The 13,839-nt window shown below is 43.3% G+C and carries 9 protein-coding genes; all 9 read right to left on the bottom strand.

Annotated elements, in window-relative coordinates:
- Window positions 1–181: 181 nt before the first annotated feature.
- Window positions 182–763, bottom strand: coding sequence for an RNA polymerase sigma factor (locus tag DW033_RS10835; RefSeq protein ID WP_229103455.1), 582 nt, complete (start codon window positions 761–763; stop codon window positions 182–184).
- 107 nt (window positions 764–870) lie between these two features.
- On the bottom strand, window positions 871–2,229 hold the full coding sequence (locus tag DW033_RS10830) for a sulfatase (protein ID WP_005867192.1): 1,359 nt from the start codon (window positions 2,227–2,229) through the stop codon (window positions 871–873).
- A 26-nt stretch (window positions 2,230–2,255) separates the two neighbouring features.
- Window positions 2,256–3,635, bottom strand: a complete 1,380-nt coding sequence (locus DW033_RS10825) for a sulfatase (protein ID WP_122382742.1) — start codon at window positions 3,633–3,635, stop codon at window positions 2,256–2,258.
- 12 nt (window positions 3,636–3,647) lie between these two features.
- Window positions 3,648–5,054: a sulfatase gene (locus DW033_RS10820; protein WP_122382741.1), complete on the bottom strand. Its 1,407-nt coding sequence runs from the start codon at window positions 5,052–5,054 to the stop codon at window positions 3,648–3,650.
- 23 nt (window positions 5,055–5,077) lie between these two features.
- On the bottom strand, window positions 5,078–6,637 hold the full coding sequence (locus DW033_RS10815) for a RagB/SusD family nutrient uptake outer membrane protein (protein ID WP_122382740.1): 1,560 nt from the start codon (window positions 6,635–6,637) through the stop codon (window positions 5,078–5,080).
- A 4-nt stretch (window positions 6,638–6,641) separates the two neighbouring features.
- Complete coding sequence (locus tag DW033_RS10810; protein ID WP_122369563.1) at window positions 6,642–9,992, bottom strand: TonB-dependent receptor; 3,351 nt, start codon at window positions 9,990–9,992, stop codon at window positions 6,642–6,644.
- A gap of 166 nt (window positions 9,993–10,158) precedes the next feature.
- On the bottom strand, window positions 10,159–11,160 hold the full coding sequence (locus DW033_RS10805; protein WP_005867187.1) for a FecR family protein: 1,002 nt from the start codon (window positions 11,158–11,160) through the stop codon (window positions 10,159–10,161).
- 80 nt (window positions 11,161–11,240) lie between these two features.
- Window positions 11,241–11,789, bottom strand: a complete 549-nt coding sequence (locus DW033_RS10800; protein ID WP_005867186.1) for an RNA polymerase sigma-70 factor — start codon at window positions 11,787–11,789, stop codon at window positions 11,241–11,243.
- 134 nt (window positions 11,790–11,923) lie between these two features.
- The gene (locus tag DW033_RS10795; protein WP_005867184.1) at window positions 11,924–13,789 is read right to left on the bottom strand and encodes an endonuclease/exonuclease/phosphatase family protein; all 1,866 of its coding nucleotides are present in this window, start codon (window positions 13,787–13,789) and stop codon (window positions 11,924–11,926) included.
- Between the last annotated feature and the right edge of the window lie 50 nt (window positions 13,790–13,839).

Raw genomic sequence — 13,839 nt, 5'->3', positions numbered from 1 at the left:
TTCATTCTTACAACCTCTTTTGCCATCCCTAGGGCACGGCTGTGCCACCTTGATGGCACAACTATGCCACACCGATGGCACAGCTGTGCCACTTGGATGGCACGACTGTGCCATCAAGGTGAAAATTCTTGGCACAATATATCTTTGATATACTGCGACATAAAGAGAGTCCAAGAATACATTAAAGCTCCAACGAGAACCACCGCCTTAACTTACGGAGTGTTCTAGACAATAAATTTTTACTGGATTGGTAATTTATGCCTAAAATACCAGCTATCTCATTATGTCCCAATTCATTTACATAATAAAGATAAATGATCTCTCGCTGATGGGGAGAAAGTTTTGTCAAGGCTTTCATCAAAAGTTTAACCCGGTCGTCCGCATCTGTCGTATCCAATGCGATACGGGAGAATAACTCATCCACTTGAAACACGTCCTCATATAAGGAGACATCCTCCATTTTCCTGTTTTTCTCGATCGTATCATACAGCTTATGTCTTAAAGCCTTAAGCAGATATCCTCTGACATTCGCCGTCGGAGAGAGGGAGGTATGGTTTTGAATCAAATTGATAAAAATATCCTGTACGCAATCTTCCACCAAGTTCTTGTCGGGAAGTAACTTGATTCCATAATTGCGCAGCAATGCGTAAAATCGGCAATAAAGCTCACGGAAGGCTTCCTTATCTCCCTTCAGACACGATTCCCATAGCTTCTCATCGGATATTCCCATATAAATAAACTCCCGAAGATTTCCCGCAAACATACACAAAAAACATTCAATTTCAGTTAAGAGCAATAAAAAAATACAAAAAAGCACGTACACCACCATGAATAACGATGTACGTGCTTCTAAAAAATCACATGGGAAAATCACTTATACCGTTTGCCTTGCCACGGTATCATACCCGTCTGACGGATATGCTCCATCAAGCCATTGAACAAGTTTTTATACGTATCCGAAGATCGTTCCCCGATCGGACTTTGTTCCTTCGGATCTTCCTTTATATTAAAGAATTGGATAGGCTCCCAAGGAGTATTTTGTAAAATCTTGAAATCCCGGTATTGAGATGCGTAATATGCCTGACCTCCATATCGGGAATTACCTTCCCTTCGTACCCAATGCACCATTCGATCTCCGGTATCTTGTTCCTCACCCCGCAAAAGAGGCAAAATACTGATACCGTCGATCTCATGCGATACAGGCACGGCTGTCAGATCGCATAAGGTCGGGAACATATCCGAAAGCATGACGAAATTATCACGTACCGCCGGACGGATCTGGTTCTTCCAATAAATACCTCCGGCTACCCGGATCCCTCCCTCGTACATATCCTGCTTCGCGCCTCTGAACGGGCCGTTATTCGCACCCGCATCGTCCTGTCCTCCATTATCAGAGGTAAATATAATGATCGTATTCTCTAACTGGCCATTCTGTTCCAAGGCCTCATACACACGTCCGACGTTGTAATCCAAATGCTCAATCAAGGCGACAATCTTAGCACGCTTCTCCGGAAGTGACGGTTCACGCTTTTTTACCTTTTCCAGCCATTCCTGAGGAGGTTGTATCGGGGTATGTGGGGCATTATAAGCTAAATACAAGAAGAAAGGTTCTTGTTTTTGCTTCATATCCGACAGGTAACGGATCGCCCAATCAGAGAAAATCTCTGTAGCATGCCCTTGTGGATCGATCTCTTTCAAGTTCTCACGCATATAATTATTCCCGAAACGACGATGGGTATAATAATCATCCATCATATCCCCTAAAAATCCCCGGTAGAAATCGAACCCCCTTTCCGTAGGGGTATTCGGAGACTCCAATCCTAGATTCCATTTTCCAACCATCGCATTATGATAGCCTCTTTTCTTCAACATCTGGGGTAATAATACGGCATCCTCCGACAGATACCCCCAACTATCCTCTTTATGCGTACGAATGACTCCCGGTACACCTACCATATCCGGATAACGCCCGGTTAATAACGAGGCTCTACTAGGAGAGGAGACCGGACAGTTCGCATGGAAATTCGTGAAACGAACTCCTTCATTTAATAATTTATCGATATGTGGAGTTTGAATGTCCTTGGCGGCTCCTTGACAGGACAAATCGCCATATCCCAAATCATCCACCAAAATCAGCAGGATATTCGGGCTATCCGGCAAAGCCTTTGTTTGTGCGGAAGCTGCGGAAAAAGCCAATCCGCAAGCCGCTGTTAGTATATATTTATTCATCTAATCTAGTGTTTTTAAATGTCCCATTACATCATATCACATACGGAAGGCTTGATCTTCATTCCTTTCTTATGTTTCTCACCGGCCTCGATCAGTAATTTCACGATCTCCGGATGCTTATCCGCCTGATTGAATCGCTCTGAGATATCTGTCTCCACGTTATACAACAAGGGTTCTGCCGGAGTCTCGATCTTACAGGTACGCAGATATTGGTCCTTGATCGTCTTAAAATAATACTTCCACTCCCCTTTACGGATCGCCATCAACTCGCTTCCCCACCAATAATAAACTTCATCACGGGCGGAATGCTTTTCCTCAAACAATAATCCGGTTTGATTCACGCCATCCAATACAAGATCTTTCGGTTGCTCGATACCCGCCATCGAGAGGAAAGTCGGATATAAATCCATCGAGGTCATAATCTCATCGTTGATCGCCGGATTGATTTTTCCCGGCATCCAACAAATGGCCGGAACCCGGAAGCCACCTTCCCACCAAGTACCCTTGCCATCCTTCAACGGACCTGCGGAACCACCATTCTCATGCTCCGTCAGCCAAGGGCCGTTATCGCTGGTAAAAATAACAAACGTATTCTCGTCCAAGCCATTTTCACGCAGAGTCTTCAACACCTCCCCAACGCTCCAGTCTATTTCCTCAACCACATCTCCGTACAGGCCTCGTTTGCTCGTTCCCTCGAAACGGGCATTCGTGTACAATGGGATATGCGGGAAGGTATGAGCGAAATAAAGGAAGAAAGGTTCCTTTGAATGATCCTCGATGAACGATACCGCTTTCTCCGTATAGCGACGGGTTAATTCTCCCTGATCCGGTTCCGATTCGATTTGCTTACCATCCACTATCAATGGAGTCGGAGGAAAATTCCGTGCATGCGCGCCTTTATTCTGAACGGGGCTCATATCATTGGAATAAGGTATGCCGAAATAGGTATCAAAACCATGATCCGTCGGTAAATAGGGAGAAAACGCTCCTAAATGCCATTTGCCTACACAGCCGGTCGCATACCCGTTTTGTTGTAAAACTTTGGCGATCGTAACCTCGTCTTGCCCTAACCCTGCCTTTGAGTTAGGGAAAAGTACGACCACACGATCTCCATACAATCCATTTCGAACCGGCAAACGTCCGGTCATTAACGCGGCCCGACTTGGCGTAGAGACCCCAGCCCCCACATAAAACTGGGTCAGCTTCATTCCTTCACAAGCCATACGGTCTATATTCGGTGTGCGGATCGTGGGATTCCCATAGCAACTCAAATCCCCATATCCCATATCGTCACAGAATATGATTACAAAATTAGGCTTATTGGCCGCATCCGAGGCAGCGTTCAAACTCAAGCTGTTCGATAATACCGCCGCTGTTAAAACAGACAATGATTTCAGTGTTTTCATATGCGTATCTTTTTATTTAAGTAAACGGGGAAAAGGTTCATCTATAATACCGGCAGGATGCTGGTTCCGGCCTTCATATCCCCAATCTCCCATATCACTACGAACCTGTTCGATCCATTGATTCATCTTCGTCACTACTTCGGGATGTTTATCGATGACATTGGTTGTTTCCGACAAATCATTCGCCAAATTATATAAACGAGCTTCACCGACTTCCGTATCCGGGAAGTGAGGGCCTTTGATACGTTCCTTCAAAGGTAAATGATACTTCCAGTTTCCCCAACGTACCGCCTGTAATTGTTGTTTCTGGTAATAATAGAAAGTCTCCGTGGGCGATGCCATCGATTCTCCCTCCAAGATTCCAGACACATTATGCCCATCTATCACCCGGTCGGAAGGAACCGCATAACCGCAATAATGCGCCAATGTCGGTAAGAAATCCATCGAAGTCACCAGATTATCAGTTTCCTGTCCCGCCGGTATTTTAGCGGGCCATCTCATTATACAAGGCACCCTGAACCCACCTTCATACGTCGTACCCTTTTGGCCTCTCAACGGACGGTTCGTACCACCGAAGTGTTCATCCGCACCATTATCGGAAGTAAAGATAATCAAGGTATTTTGATCCAATCCTTCCTCCTTTAAAGTCTCAAGCAAGACTCCCATCGACCAATCCAATTCCTCGATCGCATCTCCATAGAGTCCATTCTGAGACTTTCCCTTGAAAGCGGGAGAAGCCGCTAACGGATTATGAGTCATATTATGGCACAAGTAAATAAAGAACGGAGATTCCTTATGAGACTTTATAAACTCCACAGTCTTATTGGTATAACGAATCGTCAAGGAATCATGACCGACAGGAGCCACTATTACCTCCTCCTGTTCCATCAAGGGTAACGGACAATACGGACGATCCATATCGTTACTATAAGGAATACCATAATAGTAGTCGAAACCCTGCCGGGTAGGAAGAAATGGCAATTGATCCCCTAGATGCCATTTCCCGATACAAGCCGTCGCATATCCCTGCTCCTTCATCAACTCGGCGATCGTTATCTCACCGGGATTCAAGCCTTTATGCGAAGCAGGAAATAGCACTTGCCTCCCTTTGGACATCAAAGGTGTAGGGTCCGCATTTACATGCATGGAGACTCGCCTTGGATAACACCCTGTCAATAAAGCCGATCTGGAAGGTGTGCTCACGCTCGAACCCACATAAAAATCGGTCAGTCGTATTCCCTCTTTAGCCATCTGGTCGATATGGGGAGTACGATGCTTCGTACTCCCGTAACAACCTAAATCCCCATATCCGAAATCATCGATAAATACGATGATCACATTTGGCCTTTCCGCCGCTTGAGTAGCCACGGCCGCTCCTGAAAAGGCTAATACCGATATTATGTTAGATATAAGTTTCATTTCATTTTTCTTTTAGTTGCACATTACCAACCCGGATTCTGATCCAAATTCGGATTCAAAGAACGCTCGCTATCAGGAATCGGTAATAAATCGTAATATTCCAAATAGCCATTTGGGAACTTCGTCTCGATCACGCTACCCTCATGATCCTTAATAATCATAGGGTAAAGTTCCTTACCGATTTTCCAACGTTTTACATCTGACCAATAACGTCCTTCTAATGCTAACTCAATCCGTCTCTCATGTCTCACTTTCTTACGAGCCTCCTCACGGCTCATAGATGTCGGCAGCAAAGAGATCTTAACGTCATCCCTTTCCGTACGGATCCGGTTGAGGATAGCGATCGCATCCGCTACATTTCCATTCGTCTCAATAATCGCCTCCGCTTTTGACAATAAGACATCCGCATATCTCAGTATGATATCATTGATATAAGACTGCCCGGAAGGAGGAAGCTTTGACTCATCCTGAATCCGATATTTACGGGTACTTAAATGTTTCAACCGATTACCGGCATGATTAAACGCACCTCCCGGATACAGGTAATTAGGGAAACGATAGCCCAAGAAATAAGAACCCGGAAGTACAGCCGTGAAACCTAAACGAGGATCCCGGTTCTCATAAGGATTCTCGGGATCTACAGGAGAGCCGTCGATCGTCTCATAAGCCGCTACCAAATCATCCGTAGGGACATAACGGCTTCCACGGGTCCAACTTCCGGTACCCGTTCCGCAATACTGGTCAATATAGGAACCTTGCGAATTCTCGCCTTCAATATATTGGATATCAAACAATACTTCCTTATTGTTCTCATTAGCCGGATCAAACAAGCCCTCATAACTATGGAATAGACCATATTTCTTCAACGCATCAATTTGCTCGACACAAGCCAGAACCTCCTTGTATTTACCTTGGTATAAGTAGGCTCGCATTTTCATACCTAAAGCCGCCCCCTTGGTAGCACGCCCCGGCTCGGGAGCATCCACTCCCAAATTGGTGATCGCAACCTCATAATCATCCAACGCCTGTTGCCAAGTCTCCTCCAAACTCGCCCGCTTCAAGCTACGAGCTTCTTCCGTGGAAATGTTCGTCAATATAATAGGTACCCCACCATAGGTTTCCGCTAGCACGGAATAAGCCAGTCCCCGTAGAAAATGAGTCTCACCTGAATATTTGGCTTTCGCTTCTTCCGATAAATCCACTAAATCCATACAGGCCAACAAATAGTTTGCCCGGGAGATTATCTCGTAACATCTTTTCCAACGATACGTTACGACTCCTCCGTCACTAGAGCTCAATCGCCCGGCACCCAGCTTATTAAAAACCTCATCCGTTCCCCAGTTAAATGCGTTAGGGGTAGCTCCATCCGTTATGCCAAAGCCAAACAAGCCTTGATTATAAACCTCTTTTTCCCTCAATTGAGCATAGACACCATTTAAAAGGAGTTTGATATCCGATTCATTTTCCGGGAAACTCGCCGAAGTAATCTTATCCTCAGGATACAAATCCAAATAATTCTCCATACATCCCGTGAAAGAGACACATAGTATAATTGATAAGCAATATGCTAATAACTGTTTCATACTTTTAGAAATTAAGATTTATACCAAATGTAAATATTCTCGGAGTCGGGTAATAATTGGTACCCGAATCAAACGTATTTCTTTCCGGATCATATCCTTCATACCCTTTTTTCCACATAATCGTAAACAGGTTCTGGGCATTCGCATATACGTACAACCGTTGCATTTTTAGCTTTGAGGTAATCCATTCAGGGAACGCATAACCTAATTGTAAGTTCTTCAATTTCAAGAAATCGATACGATGCACCCAAAATGAGGAGTCATACGTGTCCCATGAAGAGTCAAACCGAAGCATCGGTATATTTGAGTCCGGATTCTCTGGGCTCCACGCATCCCGCCATTTATCAGAAATAGTCAGCCATTCGTATTGCATACGGGTCATGCCGCTCTTCGTAAACGCATTCGCCTGTCCCAAACCTTGGAATAAGATATTTAAGTCAAACCCTTTATAGCGTAAGCCGGCAGTAAGTCCATACGTAATTTTAGGAATCGTATTACCAAGTACTTGTTTATCTTGATAGTCTAATTTTCCATCGTTATTAACATCCTCGTATTTCAGATTTCCCATTTCCGGCTTAAGCCCATTGCTATGCATATGTTGAGCGGCTTCTTCGTCCGATTGATAGATGCCAACCGCTTTATAGCCATACAAAGCCTTATACGGATATCCCTCACGAATCAAATAAAGCTGGTCCGGAGAGTTTCCTCCTTGAAATTTCGTTACTTTATTATCGATATACGTAAAGTTTAGTCCTACGTTAAATCCAAGGCGATCTCTGCTCGTCTCAAGATTATCATAATTCACGACTAACTCAAAACCATTATTTTTCATTTCGCCCACATTCTCAAACGGTGCGGTCTTATCCCCTAATACATTTGGTATTGGCAATTGAACGATAATATCGGTTGTCTTTTTATTGAAGTAATCAGCTTCAATATTCAACTTATTACCTAAGAAGCCCAAATCCACGCCAATATCCAAGGAAGAAGTAGTTTCCCAAGTAATATCCTCATCCACCAAAGCGGTTACGGCAGCACCCGGAGCCAATGAACCTCCATAATTATAACTCAAGTCATAATTTTGGGAGATCACTGTTAAATAAGGCCAATATCCTTCAATGGTTTGATTACCTAATTGTCCCCATGACGCACGTAGTTTCAAATTAGAAAACAGATTCAGGTTCTTAATAAACGCCTCTTCACTCAAACGCCATCCTGCAGAGAAACCCGGAAAAACACCCCAGCGATTTCCCCGTTTAAAACGAGAGGAGGCATCGGCACGGAGATTCATCTCAAATAAATATTTATCCGCAAAGGCATAATTCAATCGACCAAAATAAGATGCCATGCGTAGACCTTCAAAATTTCCCTCTCCCTTGATACCTTCCGTTCCCGCGTCCACTTGGGTTAATCCTTCTTTGGGTGGGTTGGTTCTTCGGGCAAATACGTTCTTTATACTGTAATTCTCCAATTGGGTACCAAGGATAGCGGCAACATAATGCTTATCCGCAAATCGCTTGCTATAGTTTAATGTCGCTTGGAAATTATTACGCATGGTCGATACTTGCTCTCTACTCAACACAATACCATCACGATTGTAATTTTTCGGTATCGTCTCTATGCCAGAATCCGTATATCCATAAAGGGTCTCATTATATTTATCAACCATTTTCCAATTGCCATTAGAGGCCCATGTTACTTGTAAGTTCAAGTCTTTCGTAAAATCCACGGTAGCGAAAGCATTTACAGCCATATAATCCTTGGATGTTTTAGTCGCCCCGTTCGAAGCGTCTATAACCGGCTGATAAGTCGTATACAATAAAGTGCCATCATCCTTAATCGCCTCTACTGAACCGAAACGGCCATCCCGGGTATATGGAGCGATGAAAGGAGCCGCGCCTTGTTGCTGTTCGAATACACGGAACAAATCAAAAGGCTCTTGGGAATTCCTACGAGTATAATTCAAACGAGCGCCAACTCTCAACCATGAATTCACTTTATACTCCACATTTGCCCGGATACCGAACCGCTCCGCCTTAGAGTTCATCAAAATACCTTCCTGACTCAAATAGTTCAAAGACAAGAAGGAAGATAGTTTCTCCGATCCACCGCGAATGGATAAATTATGCCCTGTTATTAAAGCATTCCGATAAAGAGAGTCATACCAATCCGTATTCGGGTATTTATAAGGATCTGTTCCATTAGCGAAATTAGAGATCAATGTTTCCGAGAAAAGAGGGTTCTCTCCCCCATTCACCAAAGCTTGATTCGCCATAGTCATATGCTCGGCGCTATTCGTCACTAAATCAAAATGACGTCCGATCTGCTGCATTCCGACGTAAGAGTTCAACTCTACTTGGGTTTTCTCATTGTTCTTTCCCATCTTCGTCGTAACCAAAACGACACCGTTAGCGGCCTTTGATCCGTAAATAGCCGCACTAGCCGCATCCTTCAAGACTGTGATACTTTCGATGTCACTCGGGTTTACTTGGCTGAATACCCCTTCTACTCCGTCAATAATCACCAACGGGTCCGAATTATTCAATGTACCCCAGCCACGAATTCTCAATTGCGCTCCATCATCTCCCGGCTTACCCGAATTCTGGCTGATCCACACGCCGGAAACCTTTCCGGAAAGTGCTTGAGAAGCATCAGTGATCGGACGATTCGCCAATTCCTCATCAAATTTGACTGAAGAAACAGAACCTGTCAAATTTACTTTCTTCTGAGTTCCATAACCAACAACTACGACCTCATCCAAAGCCTGTGTATCCTCACGAACAGTGATTATTATTTCCTTATTTCCTTGAACCGGGATATCCTGCGGCATATAACCGATATAAGATACCTGCAAGACATCATTTTCCGAGGCCTCAATCAAGAAGTTTCCACCCAAATCGGTAATTGTACCATTATTCGTACCCTTCACCATCACATTTGCCCCGATTATCGGACTACCTAAGGCATCCACCACCGTACCTGTAATTTTATGAGGCGCTTTCCCTATCGGGGAACCAGCATTCTGCTTACTGAATAAGGCGATCTGCTTATTGGTGATCTCAAACGTAAGTTTCGTGGTCTTCAGCATAGAATGCAAGGCTGACTCAATCGGTTGGTCGGATACGCTCAAACTTACTTTCTGACCCAAGTCGATTTTATTACCGTCATAGAAGAACGTGTAACCACTGGCAACCTCTATTTTTAAGATCGCCTCCTTCAACGGTATATTCGAGAATGAAACGGATATTTTCTTGCCTGCAACCTCACCGGCTAACAAACGTAAAGAAAAGAATAGAAGAAAGAATATCGCACATAAACTGTTTCTTCCTTTCATAAATTGTCTTTTATTCTTCATATATTTGCATGATATTTAAAGTTAACATCTTTACGGCTTTACACAAACGGCCAAATTTGAGATAAGCTGTAAATAGATTTTAATTTGAATCAGGGATTTCTCCCGGAAGGCTTAAGTTTCTGCTTAAGCCTTTTTCTTGCATATTATCCGGTTTATCTCATAGGCATTATTTTTTAGAAGGTTCGACATGTGTTATTTTTACGTGATCATTCCCATCGAACATATAGGAAATCGGATTGATACGGGACATGATCCGCAAGATCACTTCCAGCGATTCATCCTTGATTGTAAAGGTATAGGCTTGCGAATCCGGAATGGAAGGATCTACCTCAATCTTCACGTTATACCATTTCTCCAGATAGCGGGTGATGTATCGTAATGATTTCGCCTCAAACCTCACACTCTCGCTTGCCCAGAATGAGTCATAGAACATATCGGCTGAGGTTATATCCAAAGTTCTGTATTTCTTGCTCACGGAGGCTCGCTCGCCCGGATGCAGATAAGCCTCTTGCCCTCCGGCCTCTAAGGATACAGAACCTTGGAAAAGTGTAACCAAGATATTTTCCTCCTTTGAGTAAGAGTTTACGTTAAAGCGGGTTCCATGTACCCTCACTTTCACCCCGGAAGTTGATACGACAAAAGGATGTCGACTATCTTTTGTCACATCAAATAAGGCTTCCCCGCTTAAATCCACCTCACGATTCTCAAAGAAGTTCACCGCATATCGCAAAGAGGAACCCGAGTTTAGCCAAACCACGCTACTATCCGGCAATATAATCTTGGATTTACCACTTAAAGAGGAATAAGACAATTTGCAGGAAGAGTCCGTCCAATATTCCGTCTTGTTATATAAAAAAGAAAAAGTGAGCGAAAGCACCAATAACACTGTAGCTACAGATACCGCCATCCAAAACTTCCACAATGGCACAGATTTCGGCTTTTCATCCTTCCGCAACATCCGGCTTTCCATTTGCCTCCAATAATAATCAGTATCTGGCGTATAGGTCGAAGTCTCCTCCCTAATCTCTCGCCACAATGATTCAAGTTCCCGGAACAGGAGCGTATTCCTTTCCTCTTGAAGCCATTCGCAGAACAGCTTCTCCTCCTTTTCATCCACATCGCCTTTCAAATGAGAGATAATGAATCGCCATGGTATATCTTTATTCATAAAGCATCATTTTTATAGTATGACACTTCAAAAGAGGATAACCCTACATGCTTTTTAGTATTTTTGTTGAAAAGAGAATATCACCACAAATAATGATAGGCATCTCCCAAGTAAGCCCGGATATGTTTCAAGGCTCGCGAGATATGTCCCTCAACAGCTTTTACGCCGATATTCATTTGATCGGCTATATCCTTATTGGATAAGTTCTCCATGCGGCTCTTGTTGAAAATGTCTTGGCACTTTGGGGGAAGAGATAAAATAGCCTCTTGAATCAAACGTTGTAATTCTCGTGTTTCTAAGGTATCATCGTTCTCAAAGCGTTCTAGGGATGAGAAATCATTTGTCGGGACAAAATGCTCGTTGTCTCTCAGATAGTTTAAGGCCCTATTTCGTGCGGACTGAAAAAGATAGGCTTTTATGGTTACTTGAATTTGCAATGTCTCCCGTTTTTCCCAGAAACCAGTGAATATATCCAATACGATATCTTCCGCCGCTTCCGGCTTCTTTATATATAAATGAACGAAACGGCATAAGGGAGCGAAATATAACTCAAACAAATGCTTAAAGGCCAGCCGGTCACCTGCCCTTATCAATCTCAAAATAAACAAATCGTCTATCAAGTCATCCATTACTCCATCCACCTTGTTTATCAACCTAAATGTTCGCTACAAAAGTAATGATTTGTTTGAGATTGAGAAGAAAAAACACGTACATAATACCCTATGAGTAACGTACGTGTTTCTACCAATCTTGTACAAGACAATTACAGATTAATTATCTGCAAAGTCTCCCCTTTTGTATTCAAGGCTTTCAGTGTCATAACTTTCCCTTTTTTCGACAAGATCATGACGGTCGCATTCTCCGGTCGATTCCCCCCTCCTATCACAACTGGGAAATTATTTCCTACGGAACCTTTTGGCCAATAAGCGAAACGATGTGTATGCGCATTTATACTTACATCGAACGGAGCTTTAGCCAGCAAGCCCCCCCACAAGTCCAAACAAGGAAGATAGCTTTTCTCAGACATACCATAAAGAGGGATATGATGTATCAAGACCTTCTTCGCCGCTTTTTTATAGGCTTTTCCTGATAGCTCAGCCTTTAAAAAACCAACTTGCTCCATACGTAAACCCGCAAAATCATTCAAGTCATAATATACCCAAGTTGAATCGGGTTTATCCTCACCACAGTCCAAGATAACGAAACGAGTATCCCCCCAGTTGAAAGCTCCATATGTTTTATCACCAACGTAATCAAAAAGCTCTCTTAACTGAATCGAGTAAGCATTTCGTATTTCATGATTTCCCCGCAAATAAAAAACAGGAACATTTTCCGCCTTGACCTTCTTATTCAAATAAGAAAGAAAATGAACTACTTCCGATTCGTTTCTAGGATCATCTATACAATCCCCATTAAACATTACAAAATCGTAATCAATCCCTTCTATTTGATCTGCCAACAGGTCTAACACTTCGTTTTTCTTATGCAAGTCATTAAATATCAAAGCCGTAAAATCCGTCTCCACCGAAGTAGGTATCGTAAATGAATAAATATCCGAATAAGCGGTTTCGCCAAATTCTTTCTTATAAGCCTCATATAGTGTTATTTCACGGGAACATACCCGATAATAATAAGTTTCTCCCGGTTTAAGACCTGTCAAGCGAACCTTATGATGCTTGTTGTTGCAAATAACCTGTCCGTCAACGATCGTCTCCGCACGTTCTCCCAAATTACGATCCGTACCATACTCCACCCAGCTATGTACAGGCACATTCGTAAACCAAGAGACCGTAATCCCATTCGACAGCGGATTCTGCAAATAAGGTTTTGTCCGGAAAATATCAGCCACACCCGCTTTCAATCGCACATCTACGAAAAGAGGCAAATGATCCGAGGCGATCGGTTCGTCATAAAGCACCTGACGACGTAAGACAGAATATTGATTTCCATTATCAAATCCATAAATAAAATCGATACACCGGTTCGGACTCTGGCCCGGAATCGTGTTATCCTTGTAATTGTTCAATGGCATAAACTTCTCTTGCAAGGCATTTTGAGTAGGAGAACCTTGGATAGAGTTCATATCTCCCGCCAAGAACAAAGGTTTACGTATATCTTTCAACGCATCAAGAATAATCGGAACCGATAGCACCTGATCCTCCTTCGTCAATGAAAAATGCGAACAACACATCACATACTCCTTAAACTCTGCCACCAACAACAAACGCCGCTCTTCCCTGCCGGGAAGGGGCAACATCCAATAGCTCAAAGGTTTCTCCTTCGACAAGATGCCAATACCATACTTTCCTCCTTGGTAATCGATCGAAGGCCCATAAGTATAATACATACGAGTACGATCCGCCAACTCTTTCAGTGCGAAAACACCATTACTCCGAACCGACGCACTATCCAACTCCTGCACAGCTATCACATCCGGATCTACCCGGTTCATGATATCCGCCACACGCTGATAATCCACCACTTCATCCATACCCCGGCAATTCCGCACATTATAAGACATCACACGAAGAGAATTCTCCTCCTTTGACTCAATGGTCGTTTTCTGCGCGCTTAACGTAAACAAACAACTCACCCATAAACAGGCTGCAAACACTACTGACCTTTTCATATTATATCCTTTTTTAACGGGTTGTAAAAATACAACCCGCTTTCCATTCC

The organism is Parabacteroides sp. AF39-10AC (assembly GCF_003635405.1).
GTDB lineage: Bacteria > Bacteroidota > Bacteroidia > Bacteroidales > Tannerellaceae > Parabacteroides > Parabacteroides distasonis.
This window is presented reverse-complemented; position numbering and strand designations above follow the sequence as displayed.

Excerpts from the sequence above, each read along its gene's own strand:
- DW033_RS10835 (WP_229103455.1), bottom strand. The coding sequence starts at position 763 with ATGTTTGCGGGAAATCTTCGGGAGTTTATTTATATGGGAATATCCGAT.
- DW033_RS10830 (WP_005867192.1), bottom strand. The coding sequence starts at position 2,229 with ATGAATAAATATATACTAACAGCGGCTTGCGGATTGGCTTTTTCCGCA.
- DW033_RS10825 (WP_122382742.1), bottom strand. The coding sequence starts at position 3,635 with ATGAAAACACTGAAATCATTGTCTGTTTTAACAGCGGCGGTATTATCG.
- DW033_RS10820 (WP_122382741.1), bottom strand. The coding sequence starts at position 5,054 with ATGAAACTTATATCTAACATAATATCGGTATTAGCCTTTTCAGGAGCG.
- DW033_RS10815 (WP_122382740.1), bottom strand. The coding sequence starts at position 6,637 with ATGAAACAGTTATTAGCATATTGCTTATCAATTATACTATGTGTCTCT.
- DW033_RS10810 (WP_122369563.1), bottom strand. The coding sequence starts at position 9,992 with ATGAAGAATAAAAGACAATTTATGAAAGGAAGAAACAGTTTATGTGCG.
- DW033_RS10805 (WP_005867187.1), bottom strand. The coding sequence starts at position 11,160 with ATGAATAAAGATATACCATGGCGATTCATTATCTCTCATTTGAAAGGC.
- DW033_RS10800 (WP_005867186.1), bottom strand. The coding sequence starts at position 11,789 with ATGGATGACTTGATAGACGATTTGTTTATTTTGAGATTGATAAGGGCA.
- DW033_RS10795 (WP_005867184.1), bottom strand. The coding sequence starts at position 13,789 with ATGAAAAGGTCAGTAGTGTTTGCAGCCTGTTTATGGGTGAGTTGTTTG.